Source organism: Streptomyces sp. NPDC044033 (genome assembly GCF_056434425.1).
The window spans coordinates 94,817-116,243 of sequence record NZ_JBWKFF010000002.1 but is presented as its reverse complement, the minus strand read 5'-3'; the positions used below and the strand labels follow the sequence as shown (position 1 = coordinate 116,243).

Sequence of the window (21,427 nt, the reverse complement as noted above, 5' to 3'; positions counted from 1 at the left end):
GCGTTGACGCGACGGCCTGTCGGCCCGTCAGCTCACGCCGGACGGAAGGAAGATAAGGGGGTGTCAGGCCAACGGCGCGGGGCTGGTGAGCCGGGCGCGCAGCGCGCCCGTCAGCTCGCCGAAGGCGTCCTCGGCGACGTTGTCGTCGAGGACGGAGCGGTCCCAGGCCATCCGTACGAGAAGTTCGGCGCCCTGTGAGACGGAGACCGCGAACGGCGCGCGTACGGGGCGGCCGTTGACGTACACCTCGCGGCCGGCGGCGCCGCCGAGGCGCAGCGGCGGGGTGCGATGTGAGTCCTCGACGGTCAGCAGCCCGTCCAGCCGCCCCGACCAGGGGGCGCCGGCCGTCCGGGCGGCGCGCACCACCTCGTCGAAGGGGGTGTCCGCGCGGTCGAGGTCGTCCCACCACGAGGCGGACAGCTCGGCGTGGGCGTCGGGGGAGGCGGCAGCGGCCGTCGCGGGGAAGACGACCGTGTTGAGGAAGCAGCCGAGCACGGGCCGCGCGGCGGCGGGCCGGCCGCCCCACGGGTAGCCGATCGGGTGCGTTCCCTGGCCGTACAGCGCCTGCGCGGCGGCGGCGCACGCGCCCAGCAGGTCGGGGAACGGCAGGGGAGTGGAGCCCGGGGGCAGCCGCAGTTCGGCGGCGCCGGACGGCAGGGCGCCCGGCGGCAGGGCCCGGGGCGAGGGGGCGGCGCCGCGCACGGCCCGCAGCCGCTCTCCCCAGTAGCCGAGCGCCGCCGGGGCGCCCGCCCGGGACTCGGCTTCGAGCTGGAGGAACACGGCCTCGCGGTACGCGTCGGCCTCCTGACCGGCCGAGGCGGGCGATACGTCGCCGGGGCCGAGGGCGGCCGCGTAGGCGGCGGTCAGCTCCTCGACGACCCGGGAGAGCGACTGCCCGTCGCAGGCGGTGTGGTCCAGGGCGATCGCCAGGATTTCGGAGTCCGCGCCGGCCCCCGGCGTGCCGGGAGCGTCGCAGGCGAGGAAGAGCCGCAGCGGCGAGCCCTCGGCCCGCCAGCCGCCCAGCGCACGGCGCAGCGCGGCGGTCGCGTCCTCTCCGGGCGCGGCCTCGACGCGCACCGCCGGAACGTCGGCCTCCGCGAGCCGCTGTACGGGCGTGCCCCGTACGACCTCGGGCCGGGCGCGCAGCGCCGGATGTAGCGCGGCCAGGTACCCGGCGGCGGCCCGTAGGCGCGCCAGATCCACGGTGCCGCGCGGAAAGGCGAAGAAGAGCGGGACGACGTCGGGCCGCCCCTGCGGGTCGAGCGAGCGGACCAGCAGGAACCGCCGCTGCGCGCCGGTTAAGGGGAGAAGGCCGCGGGGCGTATCCGCGCCGTCCGCTGTTCGCCGGTACCGGGCGAGGTACTGGCCCGTGATGCTGTGGTGCACGTTGTCCTCTCTCTTGTCGTGCTCGCGCTGAGGCTGACCGTTTCGCAGGGGCAGCGGGGGAAGCGGGTGAGGCGGGGAGGGTGAAGCGGGGAGGGGGAAGGCGAACGCCCGCGGCTCAGTTGGCCGCGGCGGTCTCGGCGAGGGCGTCGGGGTCCGTACCGGGCTCGTCCGCCACGGCGAGGGGCAGGTCGCGCATCGTCCGCAGCCGCGAGAAGAGCAGGGGCAGCGGGACGGCGAGGAAGCCGATCGCGCACACCCACACCGCGGCCCGCGGCCCGTACGCGCCCGCGACGGCGCCGCCCGCGAGCGCGCCGAGCGGCATGGTGCCCCAGACCAGGAAGCGCGTGGTGGCGTTCATCCGGCCCAGCAGCCGGGGCGGGCAGAGCAGCTGCCGGAAGCTGACCTGGGCGACGTTGTAGACAACGGCCCCGAAGAAGACCACCGCGGAGCCCGCCGCGAACAGACCGGCCGCGGCGCCGTGCCCGGCCAGCGGCCACAGGAGCGCGAACGGGCCGCTGACCAGGGCGGAGAGCCAGATGATGCGGGCCTGGCCGAGCCTGCGTGCGAGCCGTCCCGCGCAGAGCGCGCCGGCGAGTCCGCCGACGGCCGAGGAGGACAGCATCAGCCCTATGGCGGCCGGCGGCAGGTCGAGCACCCGCACCAGGAACACCGTCTGTACGGAGAGCAGCAGCGCGGAGAAGAAGTTGCCGAGCCCGGTGGTGGCGACGATGACCCGCAGCAGCGGGTGGCGCAGCACGAAGCCGAGCCCCTCACCGATCTCGGCGCGCAGCGACGTGCCCGCGCCGCCCGCGCGCGGCACGGGCTCCTTGTGGCGGATGGCGAGCAGGAACAGCGCGGAGACGCCGTAGCCGACCGCGTCGGCGACGATCGCCAGATGCGCGCCGAGGAGCTGGACGAGGCCGCCGCCGAGGCCGGGGCCCGCCACCTGGGCGGAGGAGCGTACGGTCTCCAGCGCGCCGTTGCCCGCGACGATCTGCTCCTTGGGCAGGAGCTGCGGCAGATAGCTCTGGTGGGAGACGTCGAAGAAGACCGTGGCGACGCCGGTGATCAGGGCGACGGCGTAGAGCTGAGTCATGGTCAGGAAGCCCGCCACGGCGGCGAACGGGATGCTGGCCATCGCCACGGCCCGTACGACGTCGGCCCGGATCAGCACCGGGAGCTTGCGCATCCGGTCCACCCAGGCGCCGGCGGGCAGGCCCACGAGGAGGAACGCGGCGGTCTCCGCCGCGGTCAGCATGGCGACCTGGAACGCGGGCGCGTCGAGTTCGAGTACGGCGACCAAGGGCAGGGCGACAAGGGTGACTTGCGCGCCGACCTGGCTCGCCGCGGCGCCGGACAGCAGGTGCCGGAAGTCCCGGTGCCGAAGCAGGCCGCCCGCCGCGGCCTGGTGAGGGGTGCTCATTTGCCAGACATTTGACGATGCGCCCCTTCAGAGTCAAAGCGATAAGAGCGTTTCAGGACAGGTTCGTTGGTTTAACGGTGGCTGTGTCAAAAATTTTTAGCTGATTACCGCCAATGAGCGGATGAACTTCGGTCGATGACCAAGTGGAATCACACGCTCACCGCTGGGTTCTGTGTCCGACTAACGGGCGCGAACGCACGATATCCGGACTCGGAGCGACTGTCCGAAAACCGAACAGCCGCCTGAAGCCGCAGGCAACCTACCGGCCGCCCCGTGCATCCGCGCGCGGCGACGGCGCCGCATCCCTCGACCGGCCCGCGGCCGAACCCACAAAAAGCCGCTGCCGCCGTGTGCCCCAGAGGGCTCACGGCGGCAGCGGCACGGCAGCGGTGCGCGGCGGCTATCCGGCGGAACGCCGCGCGCGGTGCTCGCCGCCGGCCCGGCGCCGGCCCGGCGTGGGCGCGGTGAGCAGCGGACGCAGCGGCCCGCCGCGCAGCCGGACGATCAGCGGCGGCGCGAAACGGCGCGCGAGCAGCGTGCAGACCACCCCGACGACGGCCCCGACCACCGCACCGACCAGCACGTCATGGGGGTAGTGGGCGCCCACGTAGACCCGGGAGAAGCCCATCAGCACGGCGATAACAGCGGACAGCGCGCCCAGCCGCTTGTTGACGAGGAACAGGGCGGCGGTCACGGCGGCCACGACCGTGGTGTGGTTGCTCGGGAACGCGTAGTCGTGGAGCTTCGGGCACTTCTCGATGAGGAAGTCGTGCGGCAGCGCCCGGCAGGGCCGCGGCTCGGTGAAGACCGTCTTGATCGCGTCATTGGCGAGATAGGCGATGACGGTGGCGACCGGGGCGGCCAGCGCCGTCGCCATGGCGGCCGCGTCCTTCCGGCGGGCGAGCCACCAGCCCACCAGCATGAAGACGGCGAAGAGCCCGACGCCGACACTGGTGAAGGCGGACATCGGCCCGTTCAGCCACTGCGTGTCACGGGCGAAGTCCGTGATGGTGGTGTAGAGGCCGCCGTCGATGCTGGCCCCGTCCAGGGCGAGAGACGTCGTGCTGGTGGGCGTCATCGGATACGGGCCTCCGGATCGTTCAGGCGCAGGGGTGCGGTACGCCGTCCCCACTGCGGTGGTCGTGAGCCGCCGTCGTACCGTGGGACCATGGGTAACGCCAGGCGTTGCCCACAAGGCGTTCCAGTAGCCGTGAAGCGACCGAGAATACGTGCGTCTACAAGACTGTAGATGATAAATCCGGGCACCCGTGCCGCCCGCCCGGCCCCCGGCGCCGATCCGTCGCCCCCGGTAGGGGAACCCGGCCATACATGTTCACCCTTCTTCCACCAACCGCCGCGCGGGGCATGGGAGAACAAGGGCCATGTGTGCAGACGACATCCCTCCGAAGGCCGATCTGACCGAGGCCCAGTGGGCCGCCGAGCGCGGCACGCCTCCGATATCCGCGGCCGCGCCGGACCGCACGCCCCCGATATCCGCCGTCGCGCCGGACCGGGCGCCCGGCGCGGCCCCCGCCCTGCGACGGCGTACGCTCCTGGCCTCCGTGGCGGCGGGCGTCGCGGTCGGCGGCCTGGCGTCCGGCGCACCCGCCCGGGCGGCCGCGCCGGAGAAGTTTCCGCTCCCGGGCGGAGTGGGCGCGGACGGCTCGCTCTCGGTGCTCATCACCGGAGACGCGGGCACCGGAAAGGCCGCGCAGTACGCCGTGGCCGCGGCGGCGCGCGAGGTGTGCCGGGCGGAGGGGGTCTCCCTCGCCGTCGGCCTCGGCGACAACATCTACGAGAACGGGCCGGAGTCGGGCCACGACCCGGAGTTCGCCGACAAGTTCGAGCGGCCCAACGCGGGCATCGACGTCCCCTGGCTGATGGTGCTCGGCAACCACGACTGCTCCGGCATCATCCCGGGCAGCGGCGGCAACCCCTCCCGCGGCGACCGCGAAGTGACCTACGCGGCATCCTCGCGGCGCTGGTACATGCCCAGCCGCTACTACTCCGTGCCGCTCCCGGCGGGCGGCTCCGGCCCGCCGCTGGTGGAGTTCTTCGCGCTGGACACCAACCCCGTCGCGTCGACGGTCATGCAGACCGACCCGTACTTCACCTGGGACGGCCCCTATATGCGCGAGCAGCGCGCCTGGCTGGACGGCGCGCTGTCCCGCTCCCGCGCCACCTGGAAGGTGGTACTCGGCCACCACCCGTATCTGAACAACGGCGTGCACGGCAACGCCGGCGCCTACGACGGCTTCGTGATCGGCGACTACACCAGCGGCGTCCACCTCAAGGAGCTCTACGAGCAGGTGGTGTGCGGCCGGGCCGACCTGATCCTCTCGGGCCATGACCACACCCTCCAGGTCCTGGAGCCGGACGCGCGCAGCCGCGGCACCCGGCAACTCGTGTGCGGCGCGGCCGGCAAGACCGGGGACGGCCGGGCCCACGGCCGCACTCCCGCCCGGTGGCAGGACTTCTCCCGCCACGGATTCATGGTCGCGAAGCTCTCGGCCGAGCGGCTGACGGTGAACTCCTACACCGTCGACACCGCCGCGGCCCGCGCCCGCCTGGCCCACAGCTTCAGCTCCGCGCCCCTGCTCACCCCCGCCGCCTGACCTCTCGCGGCCGGCCCCCGGAGGGCTCAGTGCGCGTGCGGCTCGGCCCGGTGCACCGGCCCGTGCGGATCCTCGCAGTGCGCGTGCGAATGATCCTCGGGCGCCTCCCCGTGCCGGGCCACGGTCAGCATGCGCGCGGGGGCGTGGTCGACCTGGAGGGTCGTGTGGCCGATCTTGTAGTCGTGCCGCAGGACGTGCTCCAGATCGCGCCGCACCGCGTGGCAGTCGCCCTCCGGGGTGACCAGGACGTGCGCGGAGAGCGCCGGCTGGCCGGAAGTGATCGTCCAGACGTGCAGATCGTGGATCTCGGTCACCGACGGGTTGGCGGCGAGCCGGTCGCCTATGGCGTCGGGGGCGAGGTCGGCCGGGGCGGCTTCGAGGAAGATCCGCCCGGACTCGCGGACCAGTCCGTACCCGGCCCGCACCATCAGCGCGACCACCACCAGCGTGACGACGGCGTCGATGCGCGCGAACCCGGTGGTCAGCACGACGAGCCCGGCGACGGCGGTGGCGATGAAGCCGAACAGGTCGTTGAGGATGTGCTGATACGCGCCCTCGACGTTGAGCGAGGAGCGGTTGGCCCGCGAGATGCACCAGGCCGCCGCGATGTTCACCACGATCCCGGCCAGCGCGGTGAAGAGCACGAGCGAGCCGTTCACGCTCGGCGGGTCGATCAGCCGGCGCACCGCCTCGTACGTCAGCCACGCGGCGAGCAGCAGCAGGGTGACGCCGTTGACCTGCGCGGAGAGGATCTCGGCCCGCTTGAGCCCGTAGGTGAAACCGCCGCGCGCCGGCCGGGCCGCGAGCCGCATGGCGACCAGGGCCAGCACGATCGACGCGGCGTCGGTGAGCATATGGGCCGCGTCGGAGATCAGCGCGAGGGAGCCGGCGGCGATGCCGATCAGGACCTCGACCGCCATATACGCGGTGATCAGGGCGAGCGCGGCGAACAGCCATCGGCGGTCGGCGTCCGCCGACACCCCGTGGGAGTGCCCGGCGTGCCCGCCCGGACCGTGGCTGTGATCGTGGCCGTGCTCGGTGTGCTCGCTCATGGCTCCTGCGCCTCCCCATCAACGCTGCCGACCCCCGCAGTGAAGCGCACCGCGAGCAGATCGGCAAAGGCTGCATCGGTGACCGTTGTCATCATCGATAACGCTGCTCTGACCTGCGGTTATGTAATGGCGGGGAGAGGTTGCGGCGAGGGGCGCGACGCGCTGCCCGAGGCGGAGCGCGCACCTCGGCGAGCGGCCGTACGGGCCCCGGCCGAAGCGCCGAACAGCGGTGCCCGCAGCGCGTGCGGACGGTCAGTCAGTCAGGAACACGCGGCGCCGGTTGCCCTGCGGGCGACTGGGTAGAGGCGCAAGATGATGATCTAGCCCCTGTCCGCCTCCGTACGGGATGTTATGAACACTGGACGACCTAACCCGTCGAACCACAGGCGGGACAAGAAGCAGAACGGCGGCGGCAGCGCCGCAACGGACCGCATGCTTCGCATCGTGCTGCGCCGTGGGAAGCACTCGCTGAGCGCCGAGGACGTGACCGTCACCGACAAGCCGCAAGTGCGCCGCGCGGTGTCGGCGGCGGCGCTCGGCAACACCATGGAATGGTTCGACTTCGGGGTCTACGCCTATCTGGCGGGCACGCTGGGGAAGGTGTTCTTCCCGTCCAGCGAGCCGGGCACCCAGGTGGTCTCCACCTTCGCGACCTTCGCCGCGGCGTTCCTGGTCCGGCCGCTCGGCGGGCTGGTCTTCGGCCCGCTCGGCGACCGCATCGGCCGTAAGCGCGTACTCGCCGCCACCATGATCATGATGGCGATCAGCACCTTCGCGGTCGGTTTCCTGCCCAGCTATGACGCCATCGGCTTCGCCGCGCCGATCCTGCTGCTCGTCTGCCGCCTGGTGCAGGGCTTCTCCACCGGCGGCGAATACGCCGGAGCCACCACCTATATCGCCGAGTACGCGCCGGACAAACGCCGCGGCTTCCTCGGCAGCTGGCTCGACTTCGGCACCTTCATCGGCTACTCCCTCGGCTCCGGCCTGGTCACCGTGCTCACGGCCGTACTCGGCTCCGACGGCATGACCGACTGGGGCTGGCGGCTGCCGTTCCTGGTGGCCGGGCCGCTCGGGCTGATCGGCCTGTACATGCGGCTGCGGCTGGAGGAGACCCCGGCCTTCCAGAAGGAGACGGAACAGGCGGAGGCCGACGCCGAGAGCGCCGAGGGCGACCCGGTCGAGGAGGCCCGCCAGTCCGGCCAGGGGCGGCTGAAGGAGATCTTCACCCGGCACTGGCAGGCGGTGCTGATCTGCATGGGCCTGGTGCTGCTCTACAACGTCACCAACTACATGGTGACCTCGTACCTGCCGACCTTCATGACCGAGACCCTCGGCGAGGACGACCTCACCGCCCAGCTGCTGGTGCTCGGCACCATGATCGTGGTGGTGCTGACCATCACCACCGTGGGCCGCACCTCCGACCGCTGGGGCCGCCGGCCCGTCTTCATGGTCGGCAGCGTCGCGCTCGTCGTGCTCGCCATCCCCGCGGTGGCCCTCATCAAGCAGGGCGGCATCCTCATGCCGGCCTTCGGCTGCCTGATCCTGGGACTGCTCCTCGTCTGCTTCGCCGGCACCTCCGCCTCGACGCTCCCCGCGCTCTTCCCCACCCGGCTGCGCTACGGGGCCTTGTCCATCGCCTTCAACATCTCCGTCTCCCTGTTCGGCGGCACGACGCCGCTGTTCGCGTCGGGGCTGGTGCAGGCGACCGGCGACAAGATGGTGCCCGCCTACTACCTGATGGTCGCGGGCGTCATCGGATTCATCGCCGCCTTCTTCCTGCACGAGACGGCGGGCAAGCCGCTGCGCGGCTCGGGGCCGATGGTGGAGACCACCGAGCAGGCCGAGGCGCTGGTCGCCGACAGCCGCACGGAGGCCAGCCGCCGGGCGCGGGACCTCTGGATCAAGCTCCGGCACCCTTGGGCGCACCGCGAGGAGGAGTAGTCGCGGCGCCGGGCGGCCTCCGGCCCGCCTGCCGGGCCCCGGATCACCCCGGCGCCGAACCGCCCCGCCACGCGCGCAGGTCCGCTTCCACCCGGGCCTGCGCGCGGCTGAGGGCGGGCAGCAGCGCGGCCCGGGTCTCCTCGGGGGTGCCCCGGCCGGCGTGGGTGGAGACGTTCAGCGCGGCCACGACGCGGCCGGAGCCGTCGCGCACCGGGACCGCGAGGGACCGCAGCCCCTCCTCCAGCTCCTCGTCCACCAGGGCGTGGCCCCCTTCGGCGGCGGCGTCGAGGATACGGGCCAGGGCGCGCGGATCGGTGACGGTGTGCGGGGTCAGCGGGCGCGGTTCGGCCCGTACGAGCCGTGCCGCGCGCTCATCGGCGGGCAGCCCGGCGAGCAGCACCCGGCCCATCGACGTCGCGTAGGCGGGGAAGCGGGTGCCGACGCGGATATTGACGCTCATGATCCGGTAGGTGGGCACGCGCGCGATGTAGCGGATGTCATCGCCGTCCAGCACCGCCATCGAGGCGGACTCGCGCACCCGCGCCGCCAGGGACTCCAGATGGGGCTGGACGATGTCGGTGAAACCGAGCCCCGACAGATGGGCGTAACCCAGCTCCAGAACCCGGGGCAGCGGGTGGAAGAGCCGCTCGCGTGAGGCGGCGTAACCGAGCCGCTCCAGGCTGAGCAGCGCCCGCCGGGCGGTCGCCCGGGCCAGGCCCGCCGCCTCCGCGACCCGCGCCAGGGAGAGCCCGCCGGGCCGCCCGCCGAGGGCGCGCAGGACGGCCAGCCCGCGCGCGAGGGACTGGAGGTACTCCGCGCCCAGCTCCTCCTTCGCCGCACGCGTCGAGGACGGGGCCGCCGCCGGGGGAGCGGCGGCGAGGGGTGCCACGGACGCCTCGGCCAGGGCCTCGGCCAGCAGCGGCAGCCGCTCCCGCAGCCGCGGCAGGACGGCGGCGGCCAGTGAGGCGACCGTGTGCCGGCTGGTGTGGCTGACCACGCTCACCGCGCACACGACGCGGCCCGCGGCGTCGGACACCGGCACGGCGACGGCGATCAGACCGGGTTCGATCAGCCCGTCGTCCGCGGCCCAGCCGCGCTCGGCCGCCTCGGCGCGACGCCGCTCGAAATCGGCCTCGGCGCGCGCTGCCGCTTCCGTGGCCTCCGCCGCGCCGTGCCGCGCCGGTACGGCCGGGAAACCGGCGTCCTGCGGGTCGGCCCGCCGCCGCTCGCGCCACGCGGCGCACTCCTCGGCGCCCCAGCCGGCGGCGAACAGCGCGCCTGCGGCGCAGCGTTCGGCGGGCAGCAGGTCGCCGATGCGGAAGGCCAGCGACATGGTGCGGCGCCGGGTGTGCTGGGCGACGAACCGCACCCCGTCCCCGTCCGGCACGGCGAGGGAGACCGACTCGTCGAACTCGTCGGCGAGCCGGGCCGCGAACGGACCCAGCGCCGCCGGGATGCCACTGCCCGTCAGATAGCCGTTGCCGATCTCCAGCAGACGCGGCGTCAGCTCGACGTCGCGACCGACGGCGCGCAGATATCCGACGTGGACCAGCGTGGCGACGACGCGGTCCACCGTCGAGCGGGCGAGCCCCGTGGCGTGCACGAGATCGCTGGGGCGCCTCCGGTGACCGTCCGGCACCGACATCGCGCGCAGTACGGCGAGCCCGCGTTCGAGCGGCCCGACGACCGCCGCGTCGGAGGCGGTGTCAGCTGGGCCCGGGGTGCCGGCGGAGTCGGCGGCTGGTGGACGGGGCACGGAGCGGGCTCCTCGGTAGTGGTGCGGGCGGGGGCTGCGGCGGGGCCCTTCGGAGGCCCCTCGGCATCTCGTGGCAGGGCCATTGACACCCGCGAACGCGCGGGCAGAGACTCGTCCGCGACCCATTATGAACGAAAGTTCACCAGGCGAACAGCAGCATGCGAAGGGAACCATGGCCGAGATTCGAACCCTGCGCGACGCCGTAGCGGAACTCATCCACGACGGGGACACCGTCGCCCTCGAAGGGTTCACCCACCTGATCCCGTTCGCCGCGGCGCACGAGATCATCCGGCAGGGCACAACCGACCTCACGCTCGCCCGCATGACCCCCGACGTCATCTACGACCAGCTCATCGGCGCCGGCCTGGTGAAGAAGCTCGTCTTCTCCTGGGGCGGCAACCCCGGCGTCGGCTCGCTGCACCGCTTCCGCGACGCCGTCGAGAACGGCTGGCCGCGCCCGCTGGAACTGGACGAGCACAGCCACGCCGGCATGGCCAACCGCTATGTCGCCGGCGCCTCGAAGCTCCCCTTCGCCGTCCTGCGCGGCTACCGGGGCTCCGACCTCGCGACCCGTACGGACACCGTGTCCACCGTCGTCTGCCCCTTCACCGGCGAGGAACTGGCGGCTGTCGCCGCCCTCAACCCCGACGTCACCGTCATCCACGCCCAGCGCGCGGACCGCGACCACAACGTGCAGCTGTGGGGCGTTCTCGGCGTCCAGAAGGAGGCCGCGCTCGCCGCCCGCCGCGTCCTGGTCACCGTCGAGGAGACGGTCGACGAACTGCCGCCCACGCCCGGCGCCGTCGTCCTGCCCGGCTGGGTCGTCGACGCGGTCGTCCCCGTGCCCGGCGGCGCACACCCCTCCTACGCGAGCGGGTACTCCGTCCGTGACAACGCCTTCTACCGCGCCTGGGACCCCGTCGCCCGCGACCGCGAGGCGTTCCGGACCTGGCTCCAGGAGAACGTGCTCGGAGAAGGAGCCGCGACCCGATGACCGATCAAAAAGGCGCCAAGGTACAGGAGTTCACCCGCGACGAGCTGATGGAGGTCAACGCGGCCCGTGCGCTGGCCCGCGCGCGTACCTGCTTCGTCGGCATCGGGCTGCCCAGCACCGCCGCCAACCTCGCCCGCCGCACCGTCAACCCCGGCCTCGTGCTGATCTACGAATCCGGCACCATCGGCTCCAAGCCCACCCGGCTGCCGCTGTCCATCGGCGACGGCGAACTGGCCGACACCGCGGACGCCGTCGTCCCCGTGCCCGAGGTGTTCAACTACTGGCTCCAAGGCGGCCGGATCGACGTCGGATTCCTCGGCGCCGCCCAGGTGGACCGGTTCGCCAACGTCAACACCACCGCCGTCGACCGCGGCCCCGGCAGGCCCGAAGGCCGCCTCCCCGGAGCCGGCGGCGCGCCGGAGATCGCCGCCAACTGCGGCGAAGTACTCCTCGTACTGCGGCACTCCACGCGCGGCTTCGTCCGGCGGCTCGACTTCGTCACCACCCTCGGCCACGGCTACGGCCCCCACGACCGTACGAAGCTCGGCCTGCCCGGCCGCGGCCCCGTAGCCGTCATCACGGACCTCGGCATCCTCCGCCCCGACCCGGCCACCTCCGAACTGACGCTCACCGAACTGCACCCGGGCGTCACCGCCGAGCAGGTCCGGGCGGCCACCGGCTGGGAGCTCAAGACCGCCGACCCGGTCGGCGTGAGCGAACCGCCGACCGCCGACGAGCTCCACGAGCTGCGCGCCCTCAAGGCGGCCGGAAGGGACGACGCGTGAACCACGGGACGTCCCGCACACCCACGCAGGCGGAGATCAGCGCCGAGATCGCCGAGCTGCGCGCCGCCTACGCCGAGGCCCGCGCCGGGGGCGCACCGGCCGCGGACCACCCCGCCCGCGACTATCCCCCCTACCGGTCGAGCCTGCTGCGCCACCCCCGGCAGCCGCTGGTGGCCATAGCCGGGGGCCCGGAGACCGTGGAGCTGCACACCCCGGTCTTCGGCCCCACCGACGTCACCGAGTGCGACAACGATCTGACGGTCCAGCACGCCGGGGAGCCGCTGGGCGAGCGCATCACGGTCTTCGGCAAGCTGCTCGACAGCCGGGGCCGGCCGGTGCGCGGGCAGCTGATCGAGCTCTGGCAGGCCAACGCGGCGGGCCGCTACGCCGACCTGAGAGACCGTCACCCAGCTCCGCTGGACCCCAACTTCACCGGCGTGGGACGGACGCTGACCGGGAACGACGGAAGCTACACCTTCACCACCGTCAAGCCCGGCGCCTACCCGTGGCGCAACCACACGAACGCCTGGCGCCCGGCCCATATCCACTTCTCCGTCTTCGGTACGGCCTTCACCCAGCGCCTGGTCACCCAGATGTACTTTCCCGGCGACCCGCTCTTCGCCCACGACCCGATCATGCAGTCGGTCACCGACGACGCCGCCCGCGACCGCCTCGTCGCCACCTACGACCACGCGCTCTCCCGGCCGGAGTGGTCGCTCGGCTACCGCTGGGACATCGTCCTCGACGGCCCCTCGGCCACCTGGACCGACGCCGAGCGCTGACGGCGACCACCGGGGAACCGGCAGCGGCCCCCGGCACCCTGGCACCTCAAGCACCCCTCGCGCACCCCCTGACTACTTGTGAGGCGACACGCGGTGAACACCGATCTCACGGGCGAGTACCGGCCCACCCCCTCCCACACCGTCGGCCCCTTCTACGGCCACGCGCTGCCCTTCACCGGCGGCGCCGATATCGCGCCCGCCGGCCGGCCCGACGCGATCACCCTGCACGGCCGCGTCCTGGACGGCGCGGGAGACCCCGTACCGGACGCCATCGTGGAGACCTGGCAGGCCGGACCCGACGGCGCCCTCCGCGGCCGGCCCGGCTCCATGCGCCGCGACCAGGCCGACGGCGGCTTCCTCGGCCGCGACGGCACGGACTTCACGGCGTTCGGCCGGTGCGCCACCGACGCCGACGGCCACTGGGCCGTCCGCACGCTCCGGCCCGGCCCGACCGGCGGCCCCGACGCCCCCTACATCAGCGTGTGTGTCTTCGCCCGCGGCCTGCTCCACCACCTCTTCACGCGCGCCTATCCCACGGACGGGGCGGCGGACCGGACAATGGGCGGAACCGACGCGATCGCCGCCGACCCGCTGCTCGCCTCGCTCACCCCGCGACGCCGGCGCACCCTCCTGGCCGTCGCCAAACCGCACGGCCCGCACCGCTTCGACATCCGCCTGCAAGGCGAGGAAGAGACGGTCTTCCTTGAATTCCGCTGAGCCTTCCGACGGGACGGCCCACCCGGACACCGGGCTGCTCGCCCCCTCCCGAGCCGGGTCCCCGGCCGAGGCCGCCACCGCGGACGCCGCCTGCCTCGCGGCCCTGCTGGACGCGGAGGCCGCCCTCGTCCGGGCCCAGGCGGCCGTCGGCCAGGCCCCGCGCGCCGCGGCCGACGCCATCGCGGCCGCGGCCCGCGCCGACGCCTTCGACGCACGGGACCTGGCCCTGCGCGCCCGCGACGGCGGCAACCCCGTCATCCCCCTGGTCGCCGACCTCACCGCGGCCGTCGCCCGTACGGATCCCGCCGCGGCGGCGTACGTGCACCGCGGCGCCACCAGCCAGGACATCCTCGACACCGCGCTGATGCTGGTCGCCGCCCGTACCCTGCCGACGATCACCGGCGAACTCGCCCGCACCGCCGAGGCGTTGGCGGACCTGGCCGCCGCCCACCGCGCCACCCCCATGCCCGGCCGCACCCTGACCCAGCACGCCGTGCCCACCACCTTCGGCCTCAAGGCCGCCGGCTGGCGCGCCCTGATCCTGGACGCCCACGACCGGCTCACCGCCGCACGGGCCGGGCTGCCCGCCCAACTCGGCGGCGCGGCCGGAACACTGGCCGCGTTCGACGCCTTCGAAGCGCCCGGCCCCGGCGGCGCACCCGAGACCGGCGGCGCCCGAGACTCGGGCGGTGCGCTGCGGCTGCTCGCCCGGTTCGCCGCCGAGACCGGGCTCGCCGAACCCGACCTGCCCTGGCACACGCTCCGCACGCCCGTCGCCGACCTCGCGGCGGCGCTCGCGTTCTGCGCGGGAGCCCTCGGCGAGCTCGCCGCCGATGTGCTCGTCCTCTCCCGCACGGAGATCGGTGAGGTGGCCGAGGGCGACGGCGGCGGCTCGTCCGCCATGCCGCACAAGAACAACCCGGTGCGGGCCGCCCTCATCGCGGCCGCGGCCCGGCAGGCCCCCGCCCTCGCCGTGATCCTCGTCGGCTCGCTCGTCGCCGAGGACGAGCGCCCGGCCGGGGCCTGGCACGCGGAGTGGCAGCCCCTGCGCGAACTCCTGCGGCTCGCGGGCGGAGCGGCCCGGCAGGCGGCCGAACTCGTGGACGGGCTCGCGGTGTTCCCGCACCGGATGCACGAGAACCTGGGCGCCACCGGCGGTCTGATCGTCAGTGAGCGGATCGCCGCCGCGCTGAGCCCGCTGCTCGGCCGCGCCCGTACCAAGGAGCTCGTCACCGCCGCCGCCCGGCGCGCCGCGGCCGAGCGCGTACCCCTGGCGGACGCCCTCGCCGCGGAGGAGCCGGGGCTCCTGGCGAAGATCCCCGCGGACCGGATCCGGCGGCTGGCCGACCCCGCCGGCTACCTCGGTCGCGCACCGGAACTGACCGACCGCGCCCTCCGGCGCCTGCCCAGGACGGACTCATGACCAGCCTCCACCACCACCTCTCCGGCGATGGCGGCGACAGCGGGCCGCCGCTGCTGCTCGGCCCCTCCCTCGGCACGTCCCTCGCCGTATCGGCGGCGCTACGGGCCCACTTCGCGTCCGCTCCGGTCCCCTCCGGCCCCGCGGTCCACGGGCGATCGGGGCGGAGCTGATGCGCACCACCGTCGGCATCATCGGCGGCGGCCCCGCCGGGCTGCTGCTCGCCCGGCTGCTGCACCGCGCGGGCATCGACAGCGTCGTCCTGGAGAGCCGCGACCGTGCCTACGCCGAGCACCGCCAGCGGGCCGGAGTCCTCGAACAGGGCACCGTCGACATCCTGCGCGCGTGCGGCGCGGGGGAGCGGATGGACCGTCAGGGGCTGGTCCACCGCGGCATCGAGCTGCGTTTCGACCGCCGGTCCCATCGGATCGACTTCCCCTCGCTCACCGGCGGCCGCAGCGTCATGATCTACGCGCAGACCGAGGTGGTGAAGGACCTCATCGCCCTCCAACTCGCCGACGGGGGACCACTCCTCTTCGAGGCGCGGGCGCTGTCCGTCGAGGGGGCCGACACCGGCCGGCCCGTGGTCCGCTACCTGCGCGGCGGCCGCGAGCGGAAGCTGGAGTGCGACTACGTGGTCGGCTGCGACGGGTTCCACGGCATCGCGCGCGATGCCGTGCCCGACGGTGTGCGGCGGACGTACGAGCGGGTCTACCCGTACTCCTGGCTCGGGGTCCTCGCCGACGTGCCGCCCTCCTGCGACGAGCTGATCTACGCACACTCGGCACGCGGTTTCGCGCTGCACAGCATGCGGTCGCCCACCGTCAGCCGGCTCTACCTCCAGGTGCCGAGCGGCGACGACGCGGCCGCGTGGCCCGACGAGCGGATCTGGGACGAACTCGACGCCCGCTTCGCCATCGACCGGGGATGGCGGCTCGAACGGGGCCCGATCACCGCCAAGTCGGTGCTGCCGATGCGCAGTTGGGTCACCGAGCCGATGCGTCACGGCCGGCTGCTGCTGGCCGGAGACGCGGCGCACATCGTGCCGCCCACGGGCGCCAAGGGGCTCAATCTGGCCGTCGGCGACGTCGTCGTCCTCGCCCGCGCGCTGACCGAGCTGAAGGAGACCGGCTCCACCGCGGGGCTGGACGCCTACTCGGACACCTGTCTGCGCCGGGTGTGGCGGGCCGAGCACTTCTCGTACTTCATGACCACCACCCTGCACACGGAACCCGGGCAGTCCCCGTTCACCACACGCCTCCAGCTCGCGCAGCTCGACCGCATCGCCTCCTCGACGGCGGCCGCCACCGAACTCGCCGAGAACTACGCCGGGTTGCCGTTCGGCTGAAGCAGCGCCGCGGCGGCGGACCGCGCGTGCCGGGCCGCCTCGGGGGACCCGGAGACGGCGGCGGTGGTGATCGCCCCCTCCGCGAGCAGCGCCAGGTGGCCGGCCGTCTCGGGCGGCGCCCCGGCGTCGGCCGTGAGCTCGGCCAGATAGCGGTGGAAGGCGGCCTTGTGGTCGCGGGCCGCGGCGGCGACCGCGGGGGAGACGCCGCCGAGTTCGCCGAAGGAGTTGATGAACGCGCAGCCGCGGAAGCCCGGTTCGGCGAACCAGTCGTGCAGCCAGTCGAAGACGGCCAGTACCCGCGCCCGCGGATCGGTCCGCTCGGACACGTACGCGGCCAGCGCCCCCCGCCACCGGGTGTCGCGCCGCCGCAGATACGCCTCGACCAGGTCGCCCTTGGAGGGGAACAGCTGGTAGAGGCGCTTGAGCGAGACACCCGACGCGGACCGGATCTCATCCATGCCCACGGTCTGCACCCCGCGCCCGTAGAAGAGCTCTTCGGCCGCGTCGAGCAGCCGGTTTCGGGCGATGTCGGGATCCACAGCAGACCTGCCTTGCGAGAGAACAACCGTTCTCCCACTGTACCGCCCGGTGTCGTGGAACCGCGCCCGCCGACTTGTGACGTGCAAAGCGGATGAAGCGCCTGTTTCCCGGCAGGGCCGCTGTTTCGCCGTCACGCTCGGTGGCGTCGGCGGAGTGGAGTGCTAAGAGGGTGTGAACGGTCCGCGTATGGACGGGCGTACGGGAGAGAACGGGTCTTCGCCGGGCCCCGTGTGCCGATGCCCGGCCGACCTCGAAGGATTGCCGCGAACGGGCTGAAAACGGGAGTGAAAGAGAGTAGCTAGATCACCCCTTGGTCCGCGAGCCTATGACCGAAAGTAAGTTGACACATTCCGCCTGCGAAGTAACCATCATCTCGATGTCCGAGACGGGGGCGCATGCGGACAGTGGCGAAACATGGCACCACCGCGATGCGCCGGTCATTGCTAGGAGGAGCTATCACGTCATGATCCACTCCGAAACTCCCACCGATGGGACACCGGTCACCTTTGAGAGGCCGGTGCGTACTCTGATCAGTGGCGGTCCGGGGAGCCAAGAAGCCGTTGGGGGCGGCCAGAGGCAGCTCTTTGACGCAGCTCTCCATCCATGGAAGCGCACCCCTGGCGGGTCGCGACTTCGAAGGATTCACCAGTCCGTAGGGAACGAAACCACGGCGTGGAGGTTCTGATGGCCTTGTATCTGGCCTCTTCCACGACCGTACCCGTACCGACTGCCGGCACCGCGGTCACCACCGTGAAGGGCCCGGCCGCGGCAATGGTCCGCCAGCGGCGCGGCGGCTCCTCGAATCCGGCCCGCACGGTGATGGTTCCCATCGATTCCCTGCTGCCCTCGGATTCGCCGCGCACCGCGGGTGAGGACGACGGGCATATTCAGGTACTCGCGGAATTGGATGCTCCACTTCCGCCTATTATCGTGCACCGCTCGACGATGCGCGTTATCGACGGAATGCACCGACTGCGCGCCGCCCAGGTCAGTGGCGCGGAGTGCATCGAAGTCCGCTTTTTCGAAGGCACCGAGGAGAATGCCTTTGTCCTCGCGGTCAAGCTGAATGTCGCCAACGGACTGCCGCTCTCCCAGAGCGACCGCACCGCGGCCGCCGTACGGATCCTCGGCAGCCATCCGCAGTGGGCGGACCGGCGCATCGCCGCCGCCACCGGGCTCGTGGCCAGTACTGTCGCTGCGATGCGCAAGCGTTCAACCGGTGGCATCGAGCAGTTGAACGCCCGAGTGGGCCGCGACGGGCGGGCCCGCCCGCTCAACTCCGCCGAAGGGCGCAGGCGCGCCAGCCAGGTGATCGCCGACCGGCCCCACGCTTCCCTGCGGGAGATCGCCGACGCGGCCGGGGTCGCCCCCGCCACCGCGAAGGACGTGCGCGACCGGATCCTTCAGGGCCGCGACCCCGTCCCGTCCAGGCTGCGCGCGGCGGAGGCCCAGCAGGAGACGGCCGCGACGGTGGTGGCGGCGGCCCGGTCCGGGGCGGACCGCCTCGACGCGCGGGCCGTCGCCGAAGCGACCGCCGCCGGGACCGCCTTGCCGAACATGCGCAAGGACCCCTCGCTGCGCACCGAAGCGGGGCGCACGCTCCTGCGGCTGCTGAGCGCTCACTCCATCGGTGAGGAGGAGAAGTGGCGGCGGCTCGTGGACAGCGTGCCCCGGCACCGGGCGGATTCGGTGGCCCGGGCCGCCCGGGCCTGTGCCGAGCAGTGGGTCCGCTTCGCGAAGGAGCTGGAGCTCCGCGGCACCTGAGCGCGGCCGGGGCGTCCGCACGTCCCGTCGAAGCCGGTGACGTCGGGGCCGGTGACGCTTCGGCGTCGCCGGCCCCGACGGCGTTCACGGCTGCACGCTCTACGGTTCACATTCCCGCCCAGGAAAGGTGAACCACTGCGGACGGGCGGGCCGGCGGGTGAATTGCCGACGGCCGTACCCGGCCATGTGCACGGCCATCCGACGGCGTTGGCACGTCTACCCCCAGGTGATAGTTTCGCGGCGTAATGCGGAGGGCCGAAAGCGGGGCGGGGAATTCCATCGGCTGCCGCTGATCGCGGTCACCGCGTATATACGCAGAATACTGCAACCGTGAACAGGGCACGCTGGATTTTTTTCGGACGCCCGCGGAAGAGGGAGTTTTCGCTGTGACGGACGTGCAGGACTGGAAGCCGCTGGAGATTCGCCCCGAGGACGTCGGGACGCGGCCGGGGGCGGCCGGCCTGGTGGAGTATTTGAAGGGCCATCCGGGATTCGACGCGCTCCTGGTGGAGAACAAGGCAGTGGTGTTCCGGGACTTCGCCGTCCCGGAGGGCGAATTGGAGCCCGTACTCGATCTGCTGCTGCCGAACCGGCTGGCCTACGTGCACGGAAATTCGCCGCGGACCAAGGTGGGGGAGAATGTCTACACCTCCACGGAATATCCGCAGGAGCTGACGATCTCCATGCACAACGAGCTGTCCTACAGCGCCCATTGGCCGTCGCGGCTGCTGTTCTACTGCGCCATCGCCCCGGGCTCCGGTGGCGCCACCCCCGTCGTCGACGGGGTGAAGTGGCTGGCGTCGCTGGACGACGAGGTGCGGGAGGCGTTCGCCCAGGGCGTGCGCTACTCCCAGAACCTGCACGACGGCCTCGGCCTGGGCAAGAGCTGGCAGGACACCTTCGAGACCGACGACCGCGCCACGGTGGACGCGTTCCTGGCGGGCTCCGCCGCCGAGTGGGAGTGGAAGAGCGACGGCAGCCTGCGGGTGAGCCAGGTCCGCCCGTCCACCACCCGCCACCCGGTGACGGGCGCGGAGGTGTGGTTCAACCAATCGGACCAGTGGCACCCCGCGGCGCTGGGCGACGAGACCGCGGCCGAGCTGGCCGAACTGCTGCCGGCGGACGAGCTGCCGCAGTCCGTGACGTTCGCGGACGGCAGCCCCATCCCGGGGGCGTACGCGATCCAGGTGCGGGACCGGGGGCTGGAGGCCGCCGTCGACGTGGACTGGCGCCAGGGCGACCTGCTGCTGATCGACAACGTTCTCGTCGGGCACGGGCGGAGGCCCTTCACGGGCGACCGCAAGGTGCTCGTCGCGATGACCGACTGACCCGTCCCGCCCCCTACCGACATGTTGTGAGCTGCCTGCGGGTGGCCTTCGCGATGACAGGAGTCAATCCATGACGAATCCGTTCGAGGATGCTGAGGGTACCTATCTGGTGCTGGTGAACGATGAGGGGCAGCATTCGCTGTGGCCCGCGTTCGTGGAGGTGCCGGCCGGTTGGGCGGTGGTGCTGAAGGAGACGGCGCGTCAGGCGTGCGTGGATTACATCAACGAGCACTGGACCGATATGCGGCCCAAGAGCCTCGTCACGGCCATGGACGGCACCGCCGCCTGACCGGTCCACCGACGGCGCACACCGAGGCGGCCGGCGACCGCGGGGCGCGAGCCCCGTACGGGCCGGCCGCCTTCGTGCGTCCCGGTCGCCTTCGCGCCCGATGCCGTGCCGCGCTGATCACCTGACGAAAGTGGGGGTCAGGTCCTGTCTAAGGACCCCTGACCACGCACTCACCGGCCCGTAGCGTCCTTGACACGCACCGCCGGAGAGGACTTGGACCACGATGCTCACCCTGCAGGGCCTGACGAAGAGGTACGGCGAGAAGACCGCCGTCGACCAGCTTTCGCTGGAGGTCGCGCCCGGTAAGATCACGGGTTTTCTGGGGCCGAACGGCGCCGGGAAGTCCACCACGATGCGCATGATCCTCGGACTGGACCACCCCACCTCCGGCACCGCCCTCATCAAGGGCAAGCGCTACGCGGACCTCTCGCACCCGCTGCGGGAGGTCGGGGCGCTGCTCGACGCCAAGGCCGTGCACCCCCGGCGCACCGCGTACAAGCACCTGCTGGCCATGGCCCGCAGCCACGGCATCAGCGCCAAGCGCGTCGACGAGGTGCTCGGCGTCGCGGGGCTCGGCGAGGTCGCCGGGAAGCGGGCCGGCTCCTTCTCCCTCGGGATGGGGCAGCGGCTGGGCATCGCCGGAGCGCTCCTGGGCGACCCGGAGGTGCTGATGCTCGACGAGCCGGTCAACGGCCTCGACCCGGACGGCGTGCTGTGGATCCGCAACTTCCTGCGCTCGCTGGCCGCCGACGGCCGCACCGTGTTCGTCTCCAGCCACCTGATGAGCGAGATGGAGCTGACCGCCGACCGCCTGATCGTCATCGGCAAGGGCAAGCTCATCGCGGACGCCCCGATGGCGGACATCCTCTCGCGCAGCTCCCGCAACTCCGTCAAGGTGCGCGGCCCCGAGGCCGAGGGCCTGCACATGCTGGCGAACCGGCTGCTGGAGGAGGCCACCGACGTGACGTGGCAGTCCGCCAGCGAACTGGTCGTCACCGGGCTGAGCGTCGAGCGCGTCGGCGACCTTGCCCACGAGCGGCACGTACGGCTGCACGAACTGCGGGCGGTGGAAGCCTCCTTGGAAGAGGCGTACATGGAACTGACCGCGGGGAGCGTCGAATACGGCGAGAAGCAGGCCGCGACCGGAGAGAAGCAGACCGCACCCGGGGAGAGGCAACTTGCCGTCTGACCGCCGCCGCGCCGCCCGGACCGCCACCGGCCCGCCCCGGCGCACCGCCGTCTCGCACCGAACCGCCGGCCCGCGCCGGCCCGGCACCTTTCACCGAA

General features: G+C 72.7%; 19 protein-coding genes. 13 read left to right on the top strand and 6 right to left on the bottom strand.

Annotation, left to right across the window (positions count from 1 at the left end):
- Window positions 1-63 precede the first annotated feature (63 nt).
- From AC07AB_RS04720 to AC07AB_RS04710, 3 genes are all read right to left on the bottom strand, one after another.
- Window positions 64-1,386, bottom strand: a complete 1,323-nt coding sequence (locus tag AC07AB_RS04720) for a non-ribosomal peptide synthetase (RefSeq protein ID WP_478560037.1) — start codon at window positions 1,384-1,386, stop codon at window positions 64-66.
- 115 nt (window positions 1,387-1,501) lie between these two features.
- Window positions 1,502-2,809: an MFS transporter gene (locus tag AC07AB_RS04715; RefSeq protein ID WP_478560034.1), complete on the bottom strand. Its 1,308-nt coding sequence runs from the start codon at window positions 2,807-2,809 to the stop codon at window positions 1,502-1,504.
- Between the two features lie 400 nt (window positions 2,810-3,209).
- Entirely contained in the window at window positions 3,210-3,887 is a 678-nt protein-coding gene (locus AC07AB_RS04710; RefSeq protein ID WP_478560031.1) for a phosphatase PAP2 family protein, read from the bottom strand.
- A 304-nt stretch (window positions 3,888-4,191) separates the two neighbouring features.
- Between AC07AB_RS04710 and AC07AB_RS04705 the strand changes: the two genes are divergently transcribed.
- Entirely contained in the window at window positions 4,192-5,424 is a 1,233-nt protein-coding gene (locus AC07AB_RS04705) for a metallophosphoesterase (protein ID WP_478560028.1), read from the top strand.
- Window positions 5,425-5,450: 26 nt separating this feature from the next.
- Here AC07AB_RS04705 and AC07AB_RS04700 read toward each other — a convergent pair whose 3' ends face one another.
- Window positions 5,451-6,476 carry a cation diffusion facilitator family transporter gene (locus AC07AB_RS04700; RefSeq protein WP_478560025.1) on the bottom strand — a complete coding sequence of 342 codons (1,026 nt, stop codon included), beginning with the start codon at window positions 6,474-6,476 and terminating at the stop codon, window positions 5,451-5,453.
- A 432-nt stretch (window positions 6,477-6,908) separates the two neighbouring features.
- Here AC07AB_RS04700 and proP point away from each other — a divergent pair, with 432 nt between their 5' ends.
- Entirely contained in the window at window positions 6,909-8,417 is a 1,509-nt protein-coding gene (gene proP / locus AC07AB_RS04695; RefSeq protein ID WP_478560022.1) for a glycine betaine/L-proline transporter ProP, read from the top strand.
- Window positions 8,418-8,460: 43 nt separating this feature from the next.
- Here proP and AC07AB_RS04690 read toward each other — a convergent pair whose 3' ends face one another.
- A complete protein-coding gene (locus tag AC07AB_RS04690; RefSeq protein WP_478560019.1) occupies window positions 8,461-10,173 on the bottom strand; it encodes an IclR family transcriptional regulator domain-containing protein in 1,713 nt (570 codons plus the stop codon).
- Between the two features lie 172 nt (window positions 10,174-10,345).
- Between AC07AB_RS04690 and AC07AB_RS04685 the strand changes: the two genes are divergently transcribed.
- From AC07AB_RS04685 to AC07AB_RS04655, 7 genes are all read left to right on the top strand, one after another.
- Window positions 10,346-11,167 (top strand): CoA transferase subunit A, encoded by an 822-nt coding sequence (locus AC07AB_RS04685; protein WP_478560016.1) that lies wholly within the window; start codon window positions 10,346-10,348, stop codon window positions 11,165-11,167.
- Entirely contained in the window at window positions 11,164-11,952 is a 789-nt protein-coding gene (locus AC07AB_RS04680; protein ID WP_478560013.1) for a CoA-transferase subunit beta, read from the top strand. The genes AC07AB_RS04685 and AC07AB_RS04680 overlap by 4 nt, the downstream gene beginning before the upstream one ends.
- A complete protein-coding gene (gene pcaH, locus AC07AB_RS04675) occupies window positions 11,949-12,734 on the top strand; it encodes a protocatechuate 3,4-dioxygenase subunit beta (RefSeq protein ID WP_478560010.1) in 786 nt (261 codons plus the stop codon). The genes AC07AB_RS04680 and pcaH overlap by 4 nt, the downstream gene beginning before the upstream one ends.
- A gap of 93 nt (window positions 12,735-12,827) precedes the next feature.
- Window positions 12,828-13,451, top strand: coding sequence for a protocatechuate 3,4-dioxygenase subunit alpha (pcaG, locus tag AC07AB_RS04670; protein ID WP_478560007.1), 624 nt, complete (start codon window positions 12,828-12,830; stop codon window positions 13,449-13,451).
- Window positions 13,438-14,874, top strand: coding sequence for a 3-carboxy-cis,cis-muconate cycloisomerase (pcaB, locus tag AC07AB_RS04665; protein ID WP_478560004.1), 1,437 nt, complete (start codon window positions 13,438-13,440; stop codon window positions 14,872-14,874). Before pcaG ends, pcaB begins: the two co-directional genes overlap by 14 nt.
- The gene (locus tag AC07AB_RS04660; protein WP_478560001.1) at window positions 14,871-15,044 is read left to right on the top strand and encodes a hypothetical protein; all 174 of its coding nucleotides are present in this window, start codon (window positions 14,871-14,873) and stop codon (window positions 15,042-15,044) included. The genes pcaB and AC07AB_RS04660 overlap by 4 nt, the downstream gene beginning before the upstream one ends.
- Complete coding sequence (locus AC07AB_RS04655; RefSeq protein WP_478559998.1) at window positions 15,044-16,219, top strand: 4-hydroxybenzoate 3-monooxygenase; 1,176 nt, start codon at window positions 15,044-15,046, stop codon at window positions 16,217-16,219. Before AC07AB_RS04660 ends, AC07AB_RS04655 begins: the two co-directional genes overlap by 1 nt.
- On the opposite strand, the gene AC07AB_RS04650 is transcribed toward AC07AB_RS04655, so the two are convergent.
- Window positions 16,195-16,758 (bottom strand): TetR/AcrR family transcriptional regulator, encoded by a 564-nt coding sequence (locus AC07AB_RS04650; RefSeq protein ID WP_478559995.1) that lies wholly within the window; start codon window positions 16,756-16,758, stop codon window positions 16,195-16,197. The genes AC07AB_RS04655 and AC07AB_RS04650 overlap by 25 nt on opposite strands.
- Window positions 16,759-17,443: 685 nt before the next feature.
- Here AC07AB_RS04650 and AC07AB_RS04645 point away from each other — a divergent pair.
- From AC07AB_RS04645 to AC07AB_RS04630, 4 genes are all read left to right on the top strand, one after another.
- Complete coding sequence (locus AC07AB_RS04645; RefSeq protein ID WP_478559992.1) at window positions 17,444-18,523, top strand: ParB/RepB/Spo0J family partition protein; 1,080 nt, start codon at window positions 17,444-17,446, stop codon at window positions 18,521-18,523.
- Between the two features lie 386 nt (window positions 18,524-18,909).
- Complete coding sequence (locus AC07AB_RS04640; RefSeq protein WP_478559989.1) at window positions 18,910-19,851, top strand: TauD/TfdA family dioxygenase; 942 nt, start codon at window positions 18,910-18,912, stop codon at window positions 19,849-19,851.
- 70 nt (window positions 19,852-19,921) lie between these two features.
- A complete protein-coding gene (locus tag AC07AB_RS04635; protein WP_478559986.1) occupies window positions 19,922-20,140 on the top strand; it encodes an MbtH family protein in 219 nt (72 codons plus the stop codon).
- 223 nt (window positions 20,141-20,363) lie between these two features.
- Complete coding sequence (locus tag AC07AB_RS04630) at window positions 20,364-21,329, top strand: ABC transporter ATP-binding protein (protein WP_478559983.1); 966 nt, start codon at window positions 20,364-20,366, stop codon at window positions 21,327-21,329.
- Window positions 21,330-21,427 lie beyond the last annotated feature (98 nt).

What these genes read in the sequence shown, in the direction of transcription:
- AC07AB_RS04680 (WP_478560013.1), top strand. Translation starts at nt 11,164, where the DNA reads ATGACCGATCAAAAAGGCGCCAAGGTACAGGAGTTCACCCGCGACGAG.
- AC07AB_RS04660 (WP_478560001.1), top strand. Translation starts at nt 14,871, where the DNA reads ATGACCAGCCTCCACCACCACCTCTCCGGCGATGGCGGCGACAGCGGG.
- AC07AB_RS04715 (WP_478560034.1), bottom strand. Translation starts at nt 2,809, where the DNA reads ATGAGCACCCCTCACCAGGCCGCGGCGGGCGGCCTGCTTCGGCACCGG.
- AC07AB_RS04685 (WP_478560016.1), top strand. Translation starts at nt 10,346, where the DNA reads ATGGCCGAGATTCGAACCCTGCGCGACGCCGTAGCGGAACTCATCCAC.
- AC07AB_RS04705 (WP_478560028.1), top strand. Translation starts at nt 4,192, where the DNA reads ATGTGTGCAGACGACATCCCTCCGAAGGCCGATCTGACCGAGGCCCAG.
- AC07AB_RS04700 (WP_478560025.1), bottom strand. Translation starts at nt 6,476, where the DNA reads ATGAGCGAGCACACCGAGCACGGCCACGATCACAGCCACGGTCCGGGC.
- AC07AB_RS04710 (WP_478560031.1), bottom strand. Translation starts at nt 3,887, where the DNA reads ATGACGCCCACCAGCACGACGTCTCTCGCCCTGGACGGGGCCAGCATC.
- proP (WP_478560022.1), top strand. Translation starts at nt 6,909, where the DNA reads ATGCTTCGCATCGTGCTGCGCCGTGGGAAGCACTCGCTGAGCGCCGAG.
- AC07AB_RS04630 (WP_478559983.1), top strand. Translation starts at nt 20,364, where the DNA reads ATGCTCACCCTGCAGGGCCTGACGAAGAGGTACGGCGAGAAGACCGCC.
- AC07AB_RS04655 (WP_478559998.1), top strand. Translation starts at nt 15,044, where the DNA reads ATGCGCACCACCGTCGGCATCATCGGCGGCGGCCCCGCCGGGCTGCTG.
- AC07AB_RS04645 (WP_478559992.1), top strand. Translation starts at nt 17,444, where the DNA reads ATGGCCTTGTATCTGGCCTCTTCCACGACCGTACCCGTACCGACTGCC.
- AC07AB_RS04635 (WP_478559986.1), top strand. Translation starts at nt 19,922, where the DNA reads ATGACGAATCCGTTCGAGGATGCTGAGGGTACCTATCTGGTGCTGGTG.